This is a genomic window from Enterobacter sp. GD03975, assembly GCF_029838645.1.
GTDB lineage: Bacteria > Pseudomonadota > Gammaproteobacteria > Enterobacterales > Enterobacteriaceae > Enterobacter > Enterobacter quasihormaechei.
Map to the genome: position 1 here is coordinate 621227 of NZ_JAOBZC010000001.1, position 21118 is coordinate 642344.

Sequence of the window (21118 nt, forward strand, 5' to 3'; positions counted from 1 at the left end):
GTGTGACGCTGCTCGCCATTTAGCAACCGGCCCGTCAGCAAAACTGGCGGGCCGGTCAGGGGGTCAACTATGGTTAATAGTTGAGCATATTGGTGGCTAAAAATAAATCAGACGGTACGCTTCGCTTTTTGCTTGTAACGGTCGAATATCACCGCTGCCAGCAGGATCAGGCCGCGCACGACGTACTGAGAGAACGGAGAAATATTAAGCAGGTTCATGGCGTTCTCCACGGTCCCCAGAATCAGGATCCCCGCCACCACATATGAGATTTTTCCGATGCCGCCCTTGAGGGAAACGCCCCCCAAAACGCAGGCTGAAATGACAATCAGCTCATAGCCGATAGAGGTCATTGGCTGGCCGCTGGTCATGCGCGACGCCAGAATAATCCCCGCCGCCGCCGATACCAGCCCGGAGAGCACGAAGATAATGATCTTGGTGCGCACAACCGGCACCCCCGCCAGGCGCGCCGCTTCCTCGTTACCGCCAATTGCCAGGGTATTACGGCCAAAGGTGGTACGGTTAAGCAGGAAACCGAACAGGATCAGACAGGCGACCGTCAGCCAGATAGGCGCGGGCAGGCCCAGCCAGTTGGCATAGCCCAGCGTGAAGAAGCGCTCGTCTTCAATCCCTACCGCCTTACCGTCAGAGATGATATAGGCCAGACCGCGCACGATTTGCATGGTCGCCAGCGTCGTGATCAGGGCGTTAATCTTCAGGCGCGCAATCACGAAGCCGTTCACCAGGCCGCTCAGCACGCCGAGCATCAGCCCGGCAAATACGCCGATCCACAGGCTTTCGGTCATGTTGATGACCACGGCGGTGGTGACGCCGGCACAGGCAATCACCGAGGCGACCGACAGGTCAAAATCGCCGGAGGCCAGACAGAACAGCATTCCGCAGGCCACCATGCCGGACATGGAGATCGCCAGCCCCAGCCCCTTCATGTTGATGAAGGTCGCGAAGTTTGGCACAAAAATCGCGCACGCAACGAACAGGGCGGCAAAAACCACCAGCATGCCGTACTGGTCCCAGATGCGGCCAACGCTGAAGGCCGACTTCGGCGCTCCGGATGTAGTAACAGAGGACATCATTGACTCCTTACTCAGGCGACAGCCTGGCTAACTTTAGGCATGGCGAGACTCAACGCCTGTTGTTCATTCGCCTGTTCATGCAACAATTCACCGGCAATTTCGCCTTCGCGCATCACAACGATACGGTCGGCAACGCCGAGCACTTCGGGCAGATCGCTGGAGGCGAACAGCACCGCCACGCCGCGTTTTGCCAGCTCATAGATGACGTTATAAATTTCGTGTTTCGCCCCGACGTCGATGCCGCGCGTCGGCTCGTCGAGCAAAATGACCTTCATGTCTTCCGACAGCCAGCGACCCAGAATCGCTTTCTGCTGGTTGCCGCCGGACAGGTTCATGATCAGCTGTTCAGCACCGGGGGTTTTGATGTTCAGCGAACGGATATGGTGATCCGCGTTGCTCGCCTCCCAGCCATCGTTAATCAGGCATCCCGCACGGATGAACTTGCGCCGGGCAGAGATGTTGATGTTGTCGCGCACCGAATGTACCGGAATGATGCCTTCGGCCTTTCGATCCTCCGGGCAGAGCATGATGCCCGCATTAATCGCCTGGGCAGGCTTCTGAATATCCACCTTTTTCCCGTCGACGAAGACCTGGCCCTGGGTGATACGCGTACCGCCAAACAGCCCTTTCATCAGCTCGCTGCGCCCTGCCCCCACCAGGCCAAACAGCCCGACGATTTCGCCGCTGCGCACCGAGAGTGAGATGGGCGTGCGAACGCCGGGCGCTTTAACGTTATCCAGACGCAGACGCTCTGGGCCGTATTCCCGTGGTTTCCAGTGGTAGATATCTCCCAGATCGCGTCCGACCATCGCCTGCACCAGCTGGTCATGATTGACCTGCTCCATATCGGTAAAGGTGCGCACGTAGCGGCCATCCTTAAACACCGTGATGGCATCGCTTAAGGCAAAAATCTCTTCCATACGGTGAGAAACGTACAGAATGATGCGGCCCTCTTTGCGCAGCTCGCGGATCACGCGAAAGAGGTTTTCTATTTCGCGCGCGGAGAGCGAGCTGGTTGGCTCATCGAAAGCGATGATTTTGGCGTTACGCGCCAGCGCTTTGGCAATTTCCACCATCTGCCACTGGCCGATGGAGAGATACTTAAGGGGCGTTTGCGGATCGACATCCAGCCCAAGGTGCTTCAGCTGCAAGCCCGCTTCATAGTTGAGCAGCGAGCGGTTGACCACGCCGCTTTTATGCGGAAGCTGGCCCAGATAGATGTTCTCCGCCACGGTCATCTCAGGAATAAGGTGCAGCTCCTGATAGATGATGGCGACACCCGCGTTTAACGCGGCCGTGGTGTCGGCAAAGGCCACCTCTTCGCCGCGAATGGCCAGCGTACCGGTGGTGGGCGTGTAGTTGCCGCTGAGGATCTTTAGCAGCGTGGATTTTCCCGCGCCGTTCTCCCCCATCAGGGCGTGAACCTGGCCGGCATAGCAGTCGAAGCTGATATCGGTCAGCGCGTTTACGCCGGGGAACGTTTTCCCGATGCCGCGGAAAGAGAGATACGGATCAGACTGTTGCATAACGACTCCGTGATTCCTGTAGTGTGTACGTCTGGCCCCTCACGGCGAGTGAGGGGCGCAATCACAGCGTATTACTTACCGCCCAGTCCTTTTTTCGCCAGCTCCTCTTTGAAGTTATCGCGGGTGATCAGCACCACGTCGGTCACTTCGGTGAATTTCGGCGGCTCAACCCCTTTGGTCACCCAGTTGTAGAGCATTTCACTGGATTTATAGCCGTGGACATCCGGGCTTGGCAGCAGGGAGCCGTAGAAGCCGGTCGCCTGCGCTTTAGACAGTTCGCTCACGGCGTCAACGCCGTTAATGCCGATCCCAATTACGTCCGGTGCCTTAAAGCCCTGACCTTCCGTTGCACGCACGCCGCCCAGCACGGTGTTGTCGTTCATGCCCACCACCAGCCAGTGTTTCACCTCCGGATGCTGGACGAGCATGGAGTTCGCCGCATCAAAGGCGCCCGGGATATCATTGGATTTGGTCGGCACTTTGTAGATCTGTTTTTCCGGGAAGCCGGCCGCCTTCAGGGCGTCCATGGAGCCCGTGGTACGACGACGGGCGGTATCCAGCTCGTCAGCGGTAATGGCCATTACGGCGGTCTCTTTCACATCCCAGCCGCGTTTTTGCATCTCTTTATAGAGCTCCTGACCCTGACGCTCACCGATTTTGGTGGCCGCCATCATCACCAGCGGAACGGTATCCATCGGTTTGCCTTTGGCATTCACGAACTGGTCGTCCACGGCAATGACTTTCATATCGTAACCGCGCGCTTTCGCGGCAATAGCCGAACCCAGTTTTGGATCCGGGGTACAGATAACGAACCCTTTCGCGCCGCTGGCCGCCAGGCTATCGATGGCGTTCAGCGTTTTCTCGCCGTCAGGCACGGCGATTTTAATCACCTCAAATCCCAAATCTTTCCCGGCTTTATCAGCAAATTTCCATTCGGTCTGGAACCACGGTTCTTCAGGCTGTTTGACCAGAAAACCGAGCTTTAAATTTTCAGCGATAGCGGATTGTGACATAACGGCAGCCAGGCCGATGGCCGCCAGCGCTTTAGTAAATTTGTGCATGGTAAACTCCAGCTTAAGTATTCTTATCTGTAGGGAATAATGGCGAACAGCTTATTTAATCGGACTTAAAACAAGGCATTAGCGCTTACCTCGTCATAAGCGTTATTGCTGGAGATAGTTTTAGCGGGAAATTAATCATCCATAAGAGAGCGCCATCACACCGCAGAATTACAGTAATTGCGTACATAAATTCAGCGAAAAATGACATAAAAAAGGCCGTAATTGTCCTACAAATGGGAAGGGATTAAGCAGAATTATCCATAAGGTCAGCTAAGACGTCCCTGTCATCCGGACGCCTGAGCGCCCGGCAGAGAAATTACCAGGGATAATAGATGTGTTCCGCATGATCGCGAACGGGGGCATCGTCGCCCAACAGACGAGCAGAGAGCGTCAGCGCAAAGTCAAAAGCGTGTCCCAGGCCCTTACCGCTGATAAGGTTGTTATCCTCTACGACCGGCGCATCCACATAAACCCCGTCATTAACGGTTTCCCACAGATCGCCGGAACAGACGTAGCGGCGCCCCTTGAGCAACCCGTTGCCGCCCAGAACCCGCGCTGCCGCAGAGCAGATGGGGCAGATGAGCTTGCCGCGCTCGTCATGCGCGGAAATAAAGCGTATCACCTCGCGGTTAGCCGCGAGGCTGACGCTTCCCTGCGGCCCGCCGGGTAAAACCACCGCGTCATAAAGCGTCTCACTGCGCTCCGTTAACGTACTGTCGGCCACCATGGGAATGTTGTGGTAACTCACTACCGCACGGGACTCCGTGCAGGCCAGCGTTTCCACCTCAATCTGCAAGCGGCGCAGAATATCAATAGTGATAATCGCTTCTGCTTCTTCAAAACCTGGTGCCAACAGCACCGCAACTTTAGTCATCATAAACCTCAACGGATGAAACGATATAAAACATTGTTTCATTTTTACACCATGTCAGATGACAATCTTGCGACGCGATCACAGAACCGTATATTGCGGTAAAATTGATTTAGCTCAAATTTCCTACAGCAGGATATATTTGCAGATATTATTTCTCATTTAACACTTTCGCAGAATTTCCCGCCAAAGAAGGTTTCCTGAAACGATAAAAATGAGCGTTATTCTTTTTTAAATCAATAAAATCATATAATTAAAAAACAATCCGACTTATCGCCTGTTTTCTATTCTGCGCTATATTTAAATTTGTAATGTATGGTAAACACAGCCCAATTAAGAGTTTTCTTAATTCGAAGAGAAGCGTATGCTTATTTAAATCGAACACAGGAAGTGAATTTTCGAGTTTCTTTACCTTGCAGAAATCTTTTTCTGCCATTCAATCGTCAATACCTGCCGGGTCAGGTTAAGTAGCGGACATCAAGTCCCACAGTCAATAAGGATATGAGTATGACTACCCAAACGATGATGCAAAAACTGAATGCCCAGATGAACCTGGAGTTTTACGCTTCAAATCTGCATCTGCATTTGAGCGCGTGGTGTTCCAGAAAAAGCCTCAACGGCACTGCCACTTTCTTTCGTACTCAGGCGCAAAGTAACGTCACGCACATGATGCGTGTCTTTAACTTTTTAAAAGCCGTCGGGGCAAACCCCACCGTAAAAGAGCTTGAAACGATTGAAGATAATTACTCTTCTCTGGAAGAACTGTTCCAGAAAACGCTCGAAGAGTATGAGCAACGCTGTGCGACGCTGAGCAAGCTGGCTGATGAAGCCAAAGCGCAACAGGACATCACGACCTTCAGGTTTTTACGTGATATGGACAGAGAGCAGCAGCAGGATGGCATGCTGCTGAAAACGCTCGCAGATGAAATCCGCAACGCGAAGCGCGCGGGTATTTGCCTGGAGCAGACGGACCGCCATCTTCTGGACCTTGCCACCGTTCAGCACCACTAATCCCTTTCACCCGCTCCCGTCAGGGAGCGGGTACCAACTCCCTGCTTTTACTGACATTTAACAAATCAGATCTCGCTCCCAATGAATAACCATACATCGTGTAATGATTTGTTTAATTACATTCATTGACGAGGGAGCATCATGATCACCATTGAGTTTATTGTCATTATCCTCTGCCTGCTGATAGGCACACGCTTCGGCGGTATGGGCCTGGGGCTGATAAGCGGCATCGGCCTGTTTATTTTGAGTTTTGTCTTTGGTCTGCAACCCGGTAAACCCCCGGTTGACGTGATGCTCACGATCCTTGCGGTCATCGGCTGCGCGGCCACGCTACAGACTGCGGGTGGCCTGAACGTGATGATGCAGTTCGCGGAGCGTCTGCTGCGTAAACATCCCCAGCACATCACCCTTCTCGCGCCATTTACCACCTGGACGCTGACCTTTCTCTGCGGGACCGGCCACGTCGTTTACACCATGTTTCCCATTATCGCGGATATTGCCCTGAAAAAAGGCATACGTCCGGAACGACCAATGGCAGTGGCCTCGGTGGCATCTCAGATGGCGATCACCGCCTCCCCCGTTTCCGTGGCCGTCGTGTCGCTGGTGTCCATTCTGGGTGCGCAGCACGGTATCGGCCACGCGTGGGGGATCCTCGAAATCCTGGCCGTCTCCGTACCGGCCTCGCTGTGTGGCGTTGCCATCGCCGCGCTGTGGAGTTTACGCCGCGGGAAGAACCTGGCAGACGATCCTGAGTTTCAGGAAAAGCTGGGAGATCCGAAACAGCGGGAGTTTATTTACGGGGGAACGGAGACGCTGATGGATCAGCGTTTCCCGAAACAGGCCTACTGGTCAACGTGGATTTTCTTCGCCGGTATTGCCGTCGTGGTGCTTCTGGGGGCAGTGCCAGCGCTACGCCCGGCCTTTGAGATCAAAGGTAAAATGACGGCTCTGTCGATGAATCTTGTCATTCAAATGATGATGTTGATCGCCGGGGCCGTCATGCTGATGACCTGCAAGGTCAATGCATCGGCAATTTCAAACGGGGCAGTGTTTAAGGCGGGGATGGTCGCCATCTTCTCGGTGTTTGGCGTGGCGTGGATGAGCGATACCTTTTTTCAGGCGCATCTCGACGAGCTGAAAATGGCGCTGGAGGGGGTCGTGAAGAGTCATCCCTGGACGTATGCCATCGTGCTGTTTCTGGTCTCAAAACTGGTCAACAGCCAGGCCGCAGCCTTGACCGCCGTCGCCCCGATGGGGTTGATGCTGGGCATCGACCCGAAAATGCTGGTTGCTTTCTTCCCGGCGTCATACGGCTACTTTGTGCTGCCCACCTATCCGAGCGATCTGGCCTGTATCGGATTCGATCGCTCCGGCACCACCCGCATCGGCAAATTCATCATTAACCACAGCTTTATTCTGCCGGGGCTGATTGGCGTCAGCTGCGCCTGCGTGGTGAGCTATCTGCTGGTGCAGACGTTCTTCTGACCCTTCTGAGGGCGACAGGCTCTGTCGCCCTTCAACGCAAAATCAGAAAACAGTTTCTAATTTTAAAACATCGGTTTATTTTAGTGTGACTCACCCTGCGGCGTGAAGCGAAGTTCAATCAGCGCGATCGCTTTCTGGATCGCGCGGAGCGTAACCGGATCCGCCGCGGCAGGATGGTTGGTGAAATCGATGTTTTTCAGTTGGGTCGACATCTTTTCGCGCACTTCTACCGGCGCGATAACGTCAATCACATCAAGGATTTGTTTGATAACCAGCTGGCAGGCGACGACGTCAGATACCAGTTCCTGATCGGCGCTCAGGTTTTGTGACATGGGTTTCTCCTTATTGAAAGGCCGCCATAGTAGCAAAACAGATGCCCTTCTATCTTCCTCTCGTCGTTCGCAGACATAAAAAAACCTGCCGAAGCAGGTTTTTTTATCAGAACATCGCACCCGGTGGGACGTCTTTGAACGTCGTGCAGTAGTTCGCCCACATGCTTTTCAGGATTTTGCGCAGTTTCATTATGTTGCTCCAGTAACGTGTTATGCAGGTGTTATTGTCAATAGGCTTATAATATGACCATCATCACAAAAATCAACCGTTTTGTGACCTACGTCACGGTTACTAACCCCACAGTGCTGCTGGTTTGTTAAAAAAAGCCAAGATAAATCCGCATCTTACAGACTTATAAATTCCAGTAAATTTTTATAAAATTTTTTGAACGGGCAGGAAGAGAATGAGTGAAAACCTAACCGGCAAAGAGGGCCGTGGACTCTCGCCTGCGGCGCTGCTGGTGGCCGGTGCTTTCTTTATGGAGTTTCTGGACGGGACGGTGATTGCCACCGCGCTGCCGGATATGGCAAAGAGCTTTGGCGTACAGGCCGTGGATCTGAATATCGGTATCAGCGCCTATCTGATTACCCTGGCCGTGCTGATCCCCGCCAGCGGCTGGATTGCCGACCGCTTCGGCGCACGCAAAGTGTTCGCCCTCGCGCTGGCGATCTTCACGCTGGCCTCGGTATTTTGCGGCCTGTCCAAAACGCTTGAGCAGTTCGTGGCGATGCGCGTGCTCCAGGGCATAGGCGGCGCGCTGATGGTGCCCGTTGGCCGCCTGGCCGTGTTACGCACAACGCCAAAACACCAGCTCATCACGGCAATCGCCACCCTGACCTGGCCTGCGCTGGTTGCGCCAATCATCGGCCCGCCGCTGGGCGGGTTCATCACAAGCTATGCCGACTGGCGTTGGATCTTCTTTATTAACGTGCCGCTGGGGTTCATCGCCATTTTGCTGGCGCTGCGCATCATTCCTGACCTGCATGAAGATACGCGACGGCCGTTTGATTTGCCGGGTTTTGTTGTCACCACCCTTGCCATGGTAAGCCTGGTGTACGCGATGGAGTTGATGGGAAGACAGCCTCTTCGGGCAGGATTAACGGCCACGCTGTTCATCGTCGGTTTCGTCGCGTTGGGCCTGGCGCTGCGTCATTTTAAACGGGCAGCCTGGCCGATGATCGGTCTCGATGCGATGCAGGTGCCGACGTTTCGCGTCACCCTGTACGGCGGATCGCTGTTTCGCGCCTCCATCAGCGCGGTCCCGTTCCTGCTACCACTGATGTTTCAGGTCGGCTTTGGCATGGATGCGTTCCATTCGGGCCTGCTGGTGCTGGCCGTTTTCGTTGGCAATCTCACCATTAAACCGGCGACGACGCCCCTGATCCGCAGCCTGGGTTTTAAGCGGCTTTTGCTGATTAACGGTGCGCTGAATGTGGTGGCATTGCTGGCCTGCGCGTTTCTCACTCCGCAGACCCCGATGTGGCTCGTGATGCTGATCCTCTATCTGGGCGGCGTTTTCCGCTCGGTTCAGTTTACGGCGGTCAGTACGCTGGCCTTTGCGGATGTGCCCCCGGCGCAGATGAGCTACGCCAATACGTTATTTTCAACCGCAACGCAGCTTGCCGTGGGGCTTGGGATCTCACTCGGGGCAATAGGTATTCGTATCGGGGAAACAGTCAGCGAGGCGATGGGGCTTACCGCCATGCCGGGAATGAGCTTCCGGCTGGCATTTGTGGCGATCGCGCTAATCTGCCTGGTGGGGATGTTTGACACGCTGCGCCTGACCAAAGATGCAGGCAGCGCGGTCTCATCGAAAAAGTAAGGCTTCTTGCCGGGCAGACAGCGCGCCGCCCGGCACAACGGAATTAGCCAACAATACCGCGCACAAAGGCTTCGATCTCTTTGTCCTGGCAGTTTTCGAAGAAGCACTGCTGGAAGCGCTGGCCCGAGACGGCGGTTTTAACCAGCTCAGGATCGATTGCACGCAGGGTATCCAGATAGTTTTCTTTCACCACGGCGGCTTTCACCTGATTGAGGATCCCCGCATTACGCACCTGCGGCTCTTTACGCTCTGGCGGGTAGCCTTCGCCATTGCGTCCGGTAAAGGCTTTCTCAAAGATAAAGCGGACGTTCAGTTCTGCCCCCCAGCCAAAGCCCTTCGCAAATGGCAGAGAAAGCGCGTTACCGTTGTTGATTTGTGCAAACAGGAAAGCATCCGCAGGATCGATGCAGTAGCCGCAAATGACGCCCGGATGAATGTTCAGGGACATCAATGCGCCCTGCCCGGTACCGCAGCCGGTAACAACAAAATCGACGGCTTTCGCGTTCAGCAGAATGCTCGCCATGATGCCCAGGTGAATGTAGGTGAGATGATGATCGTTCTCATCACTCATACCGACGTTATAGACCGGGAAACCTTTTTCATCAGCAACGGCTTTCAGCTCATTAAGGATGATGGGATTTTTAGCGGCCTGGCTGTTTTCCATCATCAGTGCAATTTTCATCTCGTCTCTCCTGAATGCATGGCGGGCGATCCCGCTGTGGATACCTTTTCCACTTAACCTTACTATCAAACAAACGCACTTTCAAATTAAGTGAAAACTTGTTTTAAAAAACAAAGATGCGCTCACAATTTCGCAGGCGGGACCGGCTCGTTGCACGGTGAAGGGTCAGATCCTCCGGCTATTCCAGCCATTGCGCCCCATCGCGTTGGTTACAATGGCATATTTCCCGACACGCAGAGTGAACCATGAAAAGTGTAATCATCGCCGGAACGATCCTGCTGCTCGCCGGGTGCAGCATCAACCGTGAGGCACAAGTAAGCAGCACCGATGCCCCTAACGGGATTGTGCGCCTCGACTATGGCCAGGCCATGCTGCAAAATGCCTGGTCTGACGACTATGTCAATAACGGAACGGCAACAAAAGCCTGTCAAAACATGGGCTATGCCACCGCGTCAGCCTACGGACAGCCCATTAAAACCTGTACGCTCATCAGCGGCTCGCTGTGTCTGAATGAAAGCGTGACCATTCAGTATAAATGTCAGGGTTACGCCGTAACCGCCGGCCGCCAGAATCCGTGGTATTAACCGGTACTGCCAGTCACGCTGGCAGTTTATTTAATAAGAACAAAAACAATTCGCATTAATAAAAATAAATAGCGGCAATGCGTTTTATTCCCATTCGTATTTTTAATAAAGAGATATTTATTTTACTTTTTGCAAATAATTAAATAACAAATTATAGTGTCGCTCATCGTGAACCAGAAATAATAAACCGGAGCTGCACCATGCTTAAAACTGAAATGATCGACAAGCTCAATGCGCAAATGAATCTTGAGCTTTTTTCTTCCCTGCTTTATCAGCAGATGAGCGCCTGGTGCAGCTATCACAGCTTTGAAGGGGCCGCCGCCTTCCTGCGTCGTCATGCTCAGGAAGAGATGACGCACATGCAGCGTCTGTTTGATTATCTGACGGATACCGGCAGCCTGCCGCGCATTGATAACGTGGCGTCGCCTTTCGCCGAGTACGGCTCTCTGGATGAATTGTTCCGCGCCACGTACGAGCATGAACAGCTGATCACCCAGAAAATAAATGAACTGGCTCATGCCGCTATGACCAGCCAGGATTATCCAACCTTTAATTTCCTTCAGTGGTATGTGGCTGAACAGCACGAAGAAGAGAAGCTGTTTAAATCCGTGCTGGATAAATTATCGCTGGCGGGGAAATCCGGGGAAGGCCTGTACTTTATCGATAAAGAGCTGTCGACTCTCGATACTCAGAATTAATATCAAACGGTGCTGACTTTTCAGCACCGTTTTATTTTAATGACGGCAAATCTTACTTTCGTGCGTAGAAAAGCCGTCTTCTGCCGGAATGTATTTTCCGCGCGCCGCCAGAAACGCCACCAGCTCTTCGGCGGACATCTCCGAAGCCGAACAGGTATGGAATCGCGCCGCTTCGCCAAAGCGGGCATGAATTGCCTCAACCAGACTCTGCTCCGTATAGCGCTCACCTGACTCAATCATCATATTAAGCACGTCGTGACCGTGAATTGACATGGTTACCTCTCGCAAATAAAAAGCAGACTAACCGCTCCCTCCACGACACGCTTTGCGCTGGCGCAGGTTCCCCTTTTCTTTTTGTAAATTAATCATTACACCCTATGTAACGGTGATTTGACGAGATGGAGCTTTTCCCTTACTCTGCGCCGCAGAATGAGTCGCGGTATGGAAGGGTTGTAGAGGAAAGCGTGAAAAACAGAACTCTGGGAAGTATTTTTATCGTCGCCGGAACGACAATTGGCGCAGGAATGTTGGCTATGCCGCTGGCGGCTGCCGGCGTCGGATTTGGCGTGACCGTACTGTTACTGGGCGGGTTGTGGGCCCTGATGTGTTACACCGCGCTCCTGTTGCTGGAGGTTTATCAGCACGTCCCTGCCGATACCGGCCTAGGCTCCCTGGCGGCACGCTATCTTGGACGCTACGGGCAGTGGATCACCGGTTTTAGCATGATGTTCCTGATGTACGCGCTGACTGCCGCTTACATCAGCGGCGCCGGGGAACTGATAGCGTCAAGTATCAATGACGGCTTCGGGGCGTCGTTTTCACCGGAAACAGGCGCCATTGTCTTTGCGCTAATCGGTGGCGGCGTGGTTTGCGCGGGCACGTCGCTGGTCGATCTGTTTAACCGCTTTTTATTCAGCGCCAAAATTCTCTTCCTTGTTGTGATGCTGGTGCTGCTGGCCCCGCACGTTCATAAGATCAACCTGCTGACGATGCCGCTGGAAAAAGGTCTGGCGCTTTCGGCCATCCCGGTGATTTTTACCTCGTTCGGTTTTCACGGCAGCGTGCCGAGCATCGTCAGCTATATGAACGGCGACACACGCAAGCTGCGCCGCGTCTTTGTCATCGGCAGCGCCATTCCGCTGATTGCCTATCTGTTCTGGCAGCTGGTGACGCTGGGCAGCATCGATTCCACCACTTTTATTGGCCTGATGGCCGAGCATTCTGGTCTGAATGGTTTCCTGGTTGCCCTGCGTAACGTGGTGGCTTCTTCACACGTAGAGCTGGCGGTACATCTGTTTGCAGACCTGGCGCTGGCAACCTCCTTCCTCGGCGTGGCGCTTGGCCTGTTTGACTATATGGCGGATCTGCTCCAGCGCCGCAATACCGTTGCCGGACGCTTACAGACGGGGGCGATGACCTTCCTGCCGCCGCTGGCTTTCGCACTCTTTTATCCGCGCGGGTTTGTGATGGCGCTGGGGTATGCCGGCGTGGCGTTATCGGTTCTGGCCCTGCTGTTGCCTTCCCTGCTGGCGTGGAAAAGCCGCCAGCAGCATCCGCAGCAGGGGTATCGCGTGGCGGGCGGTACGCCAATGCTGTGCGCGGTGTTTGGTTGTGGGGTGGTGATTATTCTGGTGCAGGTGCTGATTGCAGCGGGAATGCTGCCGGAAGTGGGATAAAAAAAAGGGCTATGAATAGCCCCTTTTTTCAGTGCAGGCAGCAGCTTTTGAACTTCTTCCCGCTGCCGCACGGGCACGGGTCGTTACGCCCCACTTTCGCCCCGTTGATTATCGGCTTTTTCGCTTCCGGCTGCTGCGGGTTAGCAACCCAATAGTTATACAAACGCAGCGCCGCAGGCTGAATGCTCTCGATGCTGGCCATATATTCCTCTTCGGTCAGTGCATCCAGCTTCTCGCTGTTCTCTTCCGTGCCGTGCAGGGCAATCACCGCCAGATCCGCTTCCAGCGCTTCCGGCAGGGATGACCTGTCCGTCAGCGCCACGCCGCGCATGTAGCCATAGCACCACTCTTCCACCACGGTGTAGCTCTGGCCGTCAACATCGTTATAGCCAAACAGCGGTTCAAACTGATCCGGGTATTCGCTCAGACGCTCGGCAATATCGTTCATGTGCTTAAAGCAAAGATCGATAAACCGGTTCATCTCACGATCGTTTTTCCAGCGCGGAATATACTTCTCACCACCCCAGACCGCCACCAGCCAGGTGTCGGGCTCCACCACAACGGGACCGGAAAGTACTGCGGTAAGCATGCCGTCCAGTTCGGACACGTCAATCACGGATGCATCGTCGTGACCGTAAGACATTAACGTCTCTTCCAGCCACGCCATCTCGCTTTCATTTAATGGGCCTTCAGCCATTGCTGATACTCCTGATAAAAAAAACGATCCTGACATATATCGCCGCCCGTGCCTATCTGAAGTTGAGGTCTTTGTTGCTGCAAAAACGTGCAAATCGTGACCGTTGCACAACTTATGGGCTTTGTTGTTAAGGAGATGTGATCTCCGCTGAAAATTCATCTTATCCCGCAAAGGGGCGTAAAACGGCACTCTATACTCAACATGTTGTGCCCCGGTCAAGGGATTAACCATTCTGGCAACCTTTTTGCTTAATGTTCTGCGCGCTTCACGGTGCGTGGGATCCTCGCCGTATTAAGCAGAAGATTGCTTCTAAAGTGCATTTTGTTCTCGCTCTTGTTTTTGGATTAACAATGCCATCAGGCGTTCGGGTTTATACCTGGTGCAAAAACCTCTTTGCTAAGGAACATAATAATGTCGCTGAAATTTACCAAAACTCCCCTCTCCCTGGTGCTGGCCGGCTGTCTGGTAACGGCCTTTTCCGCGCAGGCCGATATCGTCATCGGCGTGGCCGGGCCGTTCACCGGCCCGAACGCAACCTACGGCGATCAATACTGGCATGGCGCTACGCAGGCGGCGGAAGACATTAACGCCGCAGGCGGGATCAACGGTGAGAAAATCAAACTGGTTCAGGGCGATGACGCCTGCGAACCCAAACAGGCCGTTGCCGTCGCCAACCGCTTAGTCGATCAGGATAAGGTGAAAGCAGTCGTCGGCCATTTCTGCTCCTCGTCGACCATGCCCGCCTCCGAGGTGTATAGCGATGCCGGGATCCTCTCCATCACTCCCGGCTCAACGAACCCGCTGATTACCGAGCGCGGCATGAGCGATGTGTTCCGCATGTGCGGTCGTGACGACCAGCAGGGCCAGGTCGCCAGCGATTTTATTCTTGATAAGCTGAAGGCCAAACGGGTGGTCATCATCCACGATAAGGACACTTACGGTCAGGGGCTGGCGGATGCCACTAAGGCGGCGCTGGCAAAACGCGGCGTTAAGGATGTGATGTACGAAGGATTATCGCGCGGGGAAAAAGATTTTAACGCCCTGGTGACCAAAATTGGCGCACAAAAACCGGACGTGGTGTTCTTCGGGGGCTGCCATCCGGAAGCGGGCCCGCTGGTTCGCCAGATGCGTGAGCAGGGCGTGCAGGCGAAGTTCTTCTCGGGGGACTGTATCGTCAATGAAGAGATGGTCACCGCTGCCGGCGGAGCGCAATACACCAACGGTATTTACATGACGTTCGGTAAAGATCCGCGCATGATCCCCGACGGAAAAGCCGTGATTGATAAATTCCGCGCCGGTAAATTTGAACCAGAAGGCTATACCCTCTACGCCTACGCTTCCGTGCAGGCTATCGCGGCGGCTTTCAAGGCCACAAAAGGCACGGATTCAGCGAAAGCCAGCGAGTGGCTGAAGGCCAACCCAGTCGACACGGTCATGGGTCAAAAAGCCTGGGACAGCAAAGGTGACCTTAAGGTGTCTGACTACGTGGTCTACCAGTGGGACGACAAAGGCAAATATAAAGAAGTGCCATAACGGGACGGAATCTGCTCTGCGCCGGCAGGTCTGCCTGTCGGCGTAACCCTTTATTCAGGTGCGCGACAATGAGTACATTCTTCCTACAGCAGTTAATCAATGGCTTAACGCTGGGTTCGGTCTATGGCCTTATCGCCATCGGCTATACCATGGTGTACGGCATCATCGGTATGATTAACTTCGCCCACGGCGAAGTGTATATGATTTCCGCCTATCTCTCGGCCATTGGCCTGGCCCTGCTGGCGTTTTTTGGACTTCAGTCCTTTCCGCTGCTGATCCTTGGGACGCTGGTTTTCACCATCGTGGTCACCGGGGTTTACGGCTGGACGATCGAGCGCATCGCCTATAAGCCGCTACGCAATTCGACGCGTCTGGCGCCGCTCATTTCGGCTATCGGGATGTCGCTGATACTGCAAAACTACGCCCAGCTCAGTCAGGGTCCGCGTCAGCAGGGCGTGCCCACCCTGCTGGATGGCGTGCTGCGTTTCCACCTGGGCGAAGGGTTTGTCCAGATAACCTATACCAAAGTCTTTATTCTCATCGCCTCGTTCGCGGGCATGCTGGTGCTGACCTGGATCATCAACCGTACCCGCCTGGGGCGGATGTGTCGTGCGGTGCAGCAGGATCGCAAAATGGCCTCTATTCTGGGCATCAATACCGACAGAATTATTTCGCTGGTGTTTGTTATCGGCGCAGCCATGGCCGGGCTAGCGGGCGTGCTGATCACCATGAATTACGGCACCTTTGATTTCTACGTCGGGTTCGTTATCGGCATTAAGGCCTTTACGGCGGCGGTGCTGGGCGGCATCGGCTCTCTGCCCGGGGCGATGCTCGGCGGGCTGATTCTGGGCGTCGCAGAAGCACAATTCTCCGGGATGGTGAACTCAGATTATAAAGACGTGTTCTCGTTTGGTTTGCTGGTCTTAATTCTGATCTTTCGTCCTCAGGGGCTGTTAGGCCGCCCTGTCGTGGCTAAAGTGTAAGGAACAACGCGATGACCTCTGACGGCTTTTCCCTGAAGCGCTGCATTCTGGACGCAATTTTTTCCGGAATGATCGCCCTGATTATTTTCGGCCCGATTGCGGGCGTCATACTGGATGGTTACAGCTTTAACTTTGACGGCCAGCGTCTGGCGTGGATTGTTGGCACCGTGATGCTGGGACGCTTTTTGCTGAGCGCCTTCACGGGCACGGCGGCCGGAAAGCGTTTACAGGCGCGGTTTGAATCTGACAATGCGGGGGTGTATGTCCGGCCACCGGAATATAAAAGCCGCCTGCGCTGGATCCTTCCGCTGATTATCGCGCTGGCGATCTGCTTCCCGTTTGTTGCCACCAAATACGTGCTGACGGTCGCTATTCTCGGGCTGATCTACGTTCTGCTCGGCCTTGGGCTGAACATCGTCGTCGGGCTCGCGGGTTTGCTGGATCTGGGTTACGTCGCCTTTTACGCCATTGGCGCCTACGGCCTGGCGCTCGGGTATCAGTATCTGGGCCTCGGGTTCTGGAGCATGCTGCCGCTGGCGGCGCTGATGGCCGCAGGCGCGGGTGCCCTGCTCGGCTTTCCGGTGCTGCGCATGCACGGGGATTATCTCGCCATCGTCACGCTCGGGTTTGGCGAGATCATCCGCCTGGTGCTGAACAACTGGCTCACCTTCACCGGCGGGCCAAACGGCGTTTCGGCCCCTGCTCCGACCTTTTTTGGCCTGGAGTTTGGCCGACGCGCCAAAGAAGGCGGCGTACCCTTCCACGAGTTTTTCGGCCTGACCTATAACCCCAACATGAAGTTTATCTTCATCTATGCGGTGCTTTTTCTGGTGGTCATGCTGGTGCTGTACATTAAACACCGGCTGACCCGAATGCCCATTGGCCGGGCGTGGGAAGCGCTCCGTGAAGACGAGATTGCCTGCCGTTCCATGGGGCTTAACCACGTTCTGGTCAAACTTTCTACCTTCACCCTGGGCGCATCAACGGCAGGTATTGCCGGGGTGTTTTTTGCCACCTATCAGGGATTTGTTAACCCCACCTCTTTCACCTTTTTTGAATCGGCCCTGATCCTCGCGATCGTGGTTCTGGGCGGGATGGGTTCTACCGTGGGCGTTGTGCTGGCCGCCTTTGTGCTGACCGTCACGCCTGAGCTGCTGCGCAGCTTTGCGGAATACCGCGTGTTGCTCTTTGGCATGCTGATGGTGGTGATGATGATCTGGCGTCCTCGCGGTCTGATCCGCATCAACCGCAGCGGATTTGCCGTACGGAAAGGAGTGGCGCCATGAACGCAACGATTTTGCGCGTAGAACATCTGATGATGCATTTCGGCGGGATCAAGGCCCTGAATGACGTCAATCTTGAGGTGCAGCGCGGGTCAATTACCGCCCTGATTGGCCCTAACGGCGCGGGGAAAACGACCGTCTTTAACTGCCTGACCGGCTTCTACCGGGCCTCCGGCGGCAACATCCTGTTCAATGCGCGGCATAAAACCACCAACGTCATTCAGGTGCTCGGGCAGAAATTCCAGCCCGGCGACTGGCTCAACCCGGCGCAGCTTGGTCAACGCCTGTTCTATAAGATGTTTGGCGGCACGCATCTGGTGAACCGCGCGGGTCTTGCGCGTACGTTTCAGAACATCCGCCTGTTCCGCGAGATGTCGGTGGTGGAAAACCTGCTGGTGGCACAGCATATGCGCGTCAACCGTAACCTGCTGGCGGGGGTACTCAACACCCCTGCGTATCGTCGGGCAGAGAACGATGCGCTGGACCGGGCGTTTTACTGGCTGGAGGTGGTGGATCTGGTGGATTGCGCCAACCGTCTGGCCGGTGAAATGTCCTATGGCCAGCAGCGACGCCTCGAAATCGCCCGCGCCATGTGTACCGGCCCGGAGATGATTTGTCTTGATGAACCCGCTGCCGGCCTGAACCCGGTGGAGACGCACAAGCTGAGCGATATCATTCGGTTCCTGCGCGACCACCACGACATCACGGTATTGCTGATTGAGCATGATATGGGGATGGTGATGGACATTTCGGACGACATTATTGTGCTCGATCACGGCGACGTTATTGCCAGAGGTAAACCCGCCGAGATCCAGCACAACGAAAAGGTGATTGCCGCGTACCTGGGCACCGACGAAAGCGAGGTAAATCTGTGAGCGAACCGATGCTTCAGTTTCATGATGTGGACGTGTTCTACGGGGCGATCCAGGCGTTGAAGCAGGTTTCGCTGGAGGTGAATAAAGGGGAAACCGTGGCCCTGATTGGCGCTAACGGCGCGGGGAAATCCACATTACTGATGTCTGTTTTTGGCCAGCCCCGGATCCGCAATGGGCAGATCCTCTTCTGCGGCGAGGATATCAGCCAAAAATCCACCCACTACGTGGCAACCGGCGGCATCGCGCAGGCCCCTGAGGGGCGGCGCATTTTCCCGGATATGTCTGTAGAGGAGAACCTGCTGATGGGGACAATCCCCATCGGCAATCACCATGCGGCGACAGATCTGCAAAGCATGTTTGACCTGTTTCCCCGCCTCAGGGAGCGACGCAACCAGCGGGCGATGACGCTCTCCGGCGGCGAACAGCAGATGCTGGCTATCGCCCGGGCGTTGATGAGCCGCCCAAAACTTCTGCTGCTGGATGAACCCAGCCTCGGCCTTGCGCCCATCGTGGTTAAACAGATCTTCCAGACGCTGCGCGAGCTTGCCCGTAACGGAATGACGATTTTTCTGGTAGAGCAGAACGCGCACCATGCCCTGAAGTTGTCCGATCGCGGCTATGTGATGGTTAACGGGCAGATTCGGTTAAGCGGCAGCGGCGAGGTGCTGCTGAGGGATCCGGAGGTGAGAAAGGCGTATCTGGGTGGCGTGTGAAGCCTGGAGGCTATAGTGAGAAAAACTCACAATGATTTCCATTATTAATCGTTTTTCTGATGCGACCGTATTCAAATATCATCCTCACGACCCGCCTTTGCGTGGGCCGATAAACGTTCAGCGGCAAACTGAATAATAATGATAAGAGGATCCGGGGCAAACATGACACTTGATGCGTTATATCAGTTAATGAAAACTGTATTACCACCTGACACCGATTCAGCCAATGATTTACAGGATTTTATGGCCATGCTTATGGCGACGAAACATCACTCAGAGGCTCTGTCACCGTTTTCGCAGCGCGTGTACATGCTGTCCGTTGCCCATCGCGACCCTAAGCAAGCGGCTGCGCTGATTTCAGCCTGTCATCCTGAAGCAGGAAAGCCCCTTCCTCTGCTCGACTTCTCCGGCTGGCCGCACGTGCGTTACGCCACGTCGGGTGAATTTCAGACGCCCGAGTCCGAGGCATATTTTCACAAGATTACGTCTGCGGCCACGATATTACGCGACGCAATCATCGAGGCCGAGCAGCAAAAAAATACCCCTGCTTTTTATATTCTGGATAAGGTGCTCAGCCTGAACAGCGCTTTGCCAGAACGCTATAAAAAGATGGCAAACATCTCTTACTCATAAGGGTATTAATAAACCCGGCTTTCATCGTATTCCAGATAAAGAATATCCAGAGCCGGAACGACCGGGGTATGGCTTTGCAGCCAGGCCAGAAGGTGCTGGATGCTCTCTCTTTTGAGCGAATTTTTTGGCCAGACGAGGTAGTAGCCATCTCCCGTCGCGATAGCTTCCCTGAACGGCAGGCCCAGCAGGCCGCTTTTCAGGGCATCAAGCGTGAGATGCAGGTCGGCGATGGCGATGCCGTGCCCGTTCATCGCAGCGATACTTCCCTGTTCAAGGGTATCAAACACCATGCCGCTGCTCATATCGAGCCCCGGGAACAAGCCCGTCCTTCGCAGCCAGCGCCTCCAGTCCCGTCTGTCCGGTGAAGGATGGATCAGATCGCATTGCGAAAGCTGCTGCCGGGCCGGTTCGAGAAGCGATGGGGTGCAAACCGGAATAAGCCATTCATGAAAAAGCAGCTGGCTTTCCGTTGTCTCACCAAAACGGCCATTGCCGAGAAGAATGGCGCAGTCGTATGGCTCAAGATTGAAATCAACGGTGTCAATGTCCATCCAGACGCTGGCAATTTCCACCTGGGGTTTTGCATGGTTGTTGCGAAAAGATCGCAGCACGTCGAGAAGCCATCTCATGGTCAGGGTGCTGGGTGCTTTTAACCGCAGCAGATGGTTTTCACTGCGAAATGCCCGGCAGGCCCATTCAATGCTCGTGAAGCTTTCGTTCAGCTGTCCGGCAAGCACCCGCCCGGCTTCAGTGACCTCCACGCGAGGACCTTGCCTTTTGAAAAGCTCGCAGTCGAACCATTGTTCAAGGGTACGGACATGTCTGCTGACCGCGCCCGGCGTAATATTCAGCGTTTCAGCGGCTTTACTAAAGGAGTTCAGCCGCGCAGCAACCTCAAACGCACGCAGTGCATACAATGGCGGTAAAGACATAGCGTCCCTTACATAACGTGATGAGATGGGGAATCGGGGTCGCAAACATGCACATGTTCAAACCGCATATCGCGCCCGCTACACGATAGCATAATGCGCATCTGTTTAATTCCGTTGCGAAAGGAACGCTGTGTATTAAGTGAAGATCAGGGATGAAAGAGAATGATTAGCGGAAGGCCAGGCACAAAAAAACCACCTTTCGGTGGTTTCACGACACTGCTTATTGCTTTGATTATTCTTTGTTTCCCATGGTAGCCGGAGTGGGACTTGAACCCACACAGCGCGAACGCCGAGGGATTTTAAATCCCTTGTGTCTACCGATTCCACCATCCGGCCAGGGAAGAAAGTGGAGGCGCGTTCCGGAGTCGAACCGGACTAGACGGATTTGCAATCCGCTACATAACCGCTTTGCTAACGCGCCTTAAATCTTTTGTCTTTCGACACGCACCCGCAAACTGCCGATGCTTTAATCTGGAGCGGGAAACGAGACTCGAACTCGCGACCCCGACCTTGGCAAGGTCGTGCTCTACCAACTGAGCTATTCCCGCATGTTATCAAGTTAACTGCTAACCACTTGATTTCATTATCGTCCGGCTAACTGTGCCGCCGTTCGATGCGTTGCATTCTAC

The 21118-nt window shown here is 54.5% G+C and carries 22 protein-coding genes and 3 tRNA genes; 12 read left to right on the forward strand and 13 right to left on the reverse strand.

Annotated elements, in window-relative coordinates; all coding sequences use genetic code 11:
- Positions 1-107: 107 nt before the first annotated feature.
- The 4 genes from araH to N5C09_RS02850 all read right to left on the reverse strand — a co-directional run bounded on the left by araH (position 108) and on the right by N5C09_RS02850 (position 4552).
- The gene (gene araH / locus N5C09_RS02835; RefSeq protein WP_063450143.1) at positions 108-1088 is read right to left on the reverse strand and encodes an L-arabinose ABC transporter permease AraH; all 981 of its coding nucleotides are present in this window, start codon (positions 1086-1088) and stop codon (positions 108-110) included.
- Positions 1089-1102: 14 nt separating this feature from the next.
- Positions 1103-2617 carry an L-arabinose ABC transporter ATP-binding protein AraG gene (gene araG / locus N5C09_RS02840; RefSeq protein ID WP_107533282.1) on the reverse strand — a complete coding sequence of 505 codons (1515 nt, stop codon included), beginning with the start codon at positions 2615-2617 and terminating at the stop codon, positions 1103-1105.
- 71 nt (positions 2618-2688) lie between these two features.
- A complete protein-coding gene (gene araF, locus N5C09_RS02845) occupies positions 2689-3678 on the reverse strand; it encodes an arabinose ABC transporter substrate-binding protein AraF (protein WP_017384422.1) in 990 nt (329 codons plus the stop codon).
- A 316-nt stretch (positions 3679-3994) separates the two neighbouring features.
- Positions 3995-4552, reverse strand: a complete 558-nt coding sequence (locus tag N5C09_RS02850) for a DJ-1/PfpI family protein (protein ID WP_131636917.1) — start codon at positions 4550-4552, stop codon at positions 3995-3997.
- 504 nt (positions 4553-5056) lie between these two features.
- On the opposite strand from N5C09_RS02850, the gene N5C09_RS02855 reads away from it, so the two are divergent.
- Together N5C09_RS02855 and N5C09_RS02860 are read left to right on the forward strand one after the other, a co-directional pair.
- Positions 5057-5560, forward strand: a complete 504-nt coding sequence (locus tag N5C09_RS02855; protein WP_102751027.1) for a non-heme ferritin-like protein — start codon at positions 5057-5059, stop codon at positions 5558-5560.
- A gap of 141 nt (positions 5561-5701) precedes the next feature.
- The gene (locus N5C09_RS02860; protein ID WP_279748397.1) at positions 5702-7045 is read left to right on the forward strand and encodes an anaerobic C4-dicarboxylate transporter; all 1344 of its coding nucleotides are present in this window, start codon (positions 5702-5704) and stop codon (positions 7043-7045) included.
- Positions 7046-7125: 80 nt separating this feature from the next.
- Here N5C09_RS02860 and N5C09_RS02865 read toward each other — a convergent pair whose 3' ends face one another.
- Positions 7126-7377, reverse strand: a complete 252-nt coding sequence (locus N5C09_RS02865; protein WP_003859683.1) for a DUF2766 family protein — start codon at positions 7375-7377, stop codon at positions 7126-7128.
- A gap of 106 nt (positions 7378-7483) precedes the next feature.
- Positions 7484-7567, reverse strand: coding sequence for a stress response protein AzuC (gene azuC, locus N5C09_RS02870; RefSeq protein WP_003859682.1), 84 nt, complete (start codon positions 7565-7567; stop codon positions 7484-7486).
- Positions 7568-7781: 214 nt separating this feature from the next.
- Between azuC and N5C09_RS02875 the strand changes: the two genes are divergently transcribed.
- On the forward strand, positions 7782-9200 hold the full coding sequence (locus N5C09_RS02875; RefSeq protein WP_279748398.1) for an MFS transporter: 1419 nt from the start codon (positions 7782-7784) through the stop codon (positions 9198-9200).
- Between the two features lie 43 nt (positions 9201-9243).
- Here N5C09_RS02875 and N5C09_RS02880 read toward each other — a convergent pair whose 3' ends face one another.
- Positions 9244-9882 carry an RpiB/LacA/LacB family sugar-phosphate isomerase gene (locus N5C09_RS02880; protein WP_003859680.1) on the reverse strand — a complete coding sequence of 213 codons (639 nt, stop codon included), beginning with the start codon at positions 9880-9882 and terminating at the stop codon, positions 9244-9246.
- 245 nt (positions 9883-10127) lie between these two features.
- Between N5C09_RS02880 and yecR the strand changes: the two genes are divergently transcribed.
- Complete coding sequence (gene yecR, locus N5C09_RS02885; protein ID WP_279748399.1) at positions 10128-10466, forward strand: YecR family lipoprotein; 339 nt, start codon at positions 10128-10130, stop codon at positions 10464-10466.
- Positions 10467-10666: 200 nt separating this feature from the next.
- On the forward strand, positions 10667-11164 hold the full coding sequence (gene ftnA / locus N5C09_RS02890) for a non-heme ferritin (RefSeq protein ID WP_003859676.1): 498 nt from the start codon (positions 10667-10669) through the stop codon (positions 11162-11164).
- A gap of 36 nt (positions 11165-11200) precedes the next feature.
- Here the strand turns inward: ftnA and N5C09_RS02895 are convergent, their stop codons facing one another.
- Positions 11201-11437 carry a YecH family metal-binding protein gene (locus N5C09_RS02895; protein WP_279748400.1) on the reverse strand — a complete coding sequence of 79 codons (237 nt, stop codon included), beginning with the start codon at positions 11435-11437 and terminating at the stop codon, positions 11201-11203.
- Between the two features lie 191 nt (positions 11438-11628).
- Between N5C09_RS02895 and tyrP the strand changes: the two genes are divergently transcribed.
- The gene (gene tyrP, locus N5C09_RS02900) at positions 11629-12840 is read left to right on the forward strand and encodes a tyrosine transporter TyrP (RefSeq protein ID WP_279748401.1); all 1212 of its coding nucleotides are present in this window, start codon (positions 11629-11631) and stop codon (positions 12838-12840) included.
- A gap of 28 nt (positions 12841-12868) precedes the next feature.
- Here the strand turns inward: tyrP and N5C09_RS02905 are convergent, their stop codons facing one another.
- The gene (locus tag N5C09_RS02905; RefSeq protein WP_279748402.1) at positions 12869-13537 is read right to left on the reverse strand and encodes a YecA family protein; all 669 of its coding nucleotides are present in this window, start codon (positions 13535-13537) and stop codon (positions 12869-12871) included.
- A 411-nt stretch (positions 13538-13948) separates the two neighbouring features.
- Here N5C09_RS02905 and N5C09_RS02910 point away from each other — a divergent pair, with 411 nt between their 5' ends.
- From N5C09_RS02910 to N5C09_RS02935, 6 genes are all read left to right on the forward strand, one after another.
- Positions 13949-15070 (forward strand): branched-chain amino acid ABC transporter substrate-binding protein, encoded by a 1122-nt coding sequence (locus N5C09_RS02910; protein ID WP_063868432.1) that lies wholly within the window; start codon positions 13949-13951, stop codon positions 15068-15070.
- A 68-nt stretch (positions 15071-15138) separates the two neighbouring features.
- Positions 15139-16053 carry a branched-chain amino acid ABC transporter permease LivH gene (locus tag N5C09_RS02915; RefSeq protein ID WP_063450156.1) on the forward strand — a complete coding sequence of 305 codons (915 nt, stop codon included), beginning with the start codon at positions 15139-15141 and terminating at the stop codon, positions 16051-16053.
- 11 nt (positions 16054-16064) lie between these two features.
- Positions 16065-17339 carry a high-affinity branched-chain amino acid ABC transporter permease LivM gene (gene livM, locus N5C09_RS02920; protein WP_279748403.1) on the forward strand — a complete coding sequence of 425 codons (1275 nt, stop codon included), beginning with the start codon at positions 16065-16067 and terminating at the stop codon, positions 17337-17339.
- Positions 17336-18211 (forward strand): ATP-binding cassette domain-containing protein, encoded by an 876-nt coding sequence (locus tag N5C09_RS02925; protein WP_063868429.1) that lies wholly within the window; start codon positions 17336-17338, stop codon positions 18209-18211. Before livM ends, N5C09_RS02925 begins: the two co-directional genes overlap by 4 nt.
- Positions 18208-18924 (forward strand): ABC transporter ATP-binding protein, encoded by a 717-nt coding sequence (locus N5C09_RS02930; RefSeq protein WP_064910415.1) that lies wholly within the window; start codon positions 18208-18210, stop codon positions 18922-18924. Before N5C09_RS02925 ends, N5C09_RS02930 begins: the two co-directional genes overlap by 4 nt.
- 162 nt (positions 18925-19086) lie before the next feature.
- Positions 19087-19557: a hypothetical protein gene (locus N5C09_RS02935; protein ID WP_112793134.1), complete on the forward strand. Its 471-nt coding sequence runs from the start codon at positions 19087-19089 to the stop codon at positions 19555-19557.
- 5 nt (positions 19558-19562) lie between these two features.
- On the opposite strand, the gene N5C09_RS02940 is transcribed toward N5C09_RS02935, so the two are convergent.
- The 4 genes from N5C09_RS02940 to N5C09_RS02955 all read right to left on the reverse strand — a co-directional run bounded on the left by N5C09_RS02940 (position 19563) and on the right by N5C09_RS02955 (position 21037).
- A complete protein-coding gene (locus tag N5C09_RS02940; RefSeq protein ID WP_203464879.1) occupies positions 19563-20489 on the reverse strand; it encodes a LysR substrate-binding domain-containing protein in 927 nt (308 codons plus the stop codon).
- A 249-nt stretch (positions 20490-20738) separates the two neighbouring features.
- Positions 20739-20825, reverse strand: a tRNA-Leu gene (locus tag N5C09_RS02945).
- 11 nt (positions 20826-20836) lie between these two features.
- Positions 20837-20910 (reverse strand) — tRNA-Cys (locus N5C09_RS02950).
- A gap of 51 nt (positions 20911-20961) precedes the next feature.
- Positions 20962-21037, reverse strand: a tRNA-Gly gene (locus N5C09_RS02955).
- Positions 21038-21118 lie beyond the last annotated feature (81 nt).